1 protein-coding gene is annotated in these 831 nt (G+C 45.8%); it reads right to left on the bottom strand.

From position 1 onward, the window contains the following. Positions 1-831, bottom strand: an 831-nt coding sequence (locus A3750_RS26535) for a hypothetical protein (protein ID WP_197475246.1), incomplete at both ends; no start/stop codon positions are given.

Below are 831 nucleotides of genomic sequence, written 5' to 3'. Positions count from 1 at the left end.
TAATTGCCCTTTGCAAAATCACTCTCTTCATATATCAGACCGACATCATAAGTGAATGAGCCAGCATCACGATCAACATTCAAGTTCACACGGTCTCGAGTTTCGATATCGGTTTGCGATGTCGCTTGCGTTGGATCTGTTTCAAGCACATTCCCAATTTCATCGTCTTCAAAACCAATAGAAGTATCAGAAATAGATTGATTGAAACTTAGCGACCATGAATGCGCGAATAGTGCCGAGCGGGTGGCACGAATGTCGATGTATCGTCCATCGGTTGTCGGCGCGATATTGGAGCTTACTTCTTGTCGGCCAAAATCTGCTGTAAGCGAGCCATCGGTATAAAGACGAGAAAAACCAAGCGTTACACGGCTATTTTGAATCTCTTCTTCGTCGTCACTTTCGATAATCTCAGAGTAGTTTGCGCCAATATTGAACGAAGTGAGACGGTTAAATTGATGTGTGAGCCTTGTCGAACCTTCCGCTCGCTCATTACTGGTTGCTGTTTCGTCTGAGTTATCAACCTTTACGTAGGAGCCATTCAAATTAAAACGCATCGTACGTGAGATCGCGTAATTGATGGTGGGGCCAGTTCGAAAAATGTTTCGGAACTCTCTGGTATCGGGGTTCTCGTCATCGGCGGAGTCTTCAACGACATCTGTTCTAGAGAACGTCGCGCGCCATTCAAGAAACTCCTCAATCAAATCGATGGTAAACAACCCAAAGCCCGTGGTTAAAGATGTCTCGTCTTCATACGTGCCCTCATAATAGTGCTCGTTCTCGACACTGAGGCTAGCATCTGCACGAAAGCGCTTTCGCACCTCTTCGATACCT

The organism is Oleiphilus sp. HI0079 (assembly GCF_001635105.1).
This window is presented reverse-complemented; position numbering and strand designations above follow the sequence as displayed.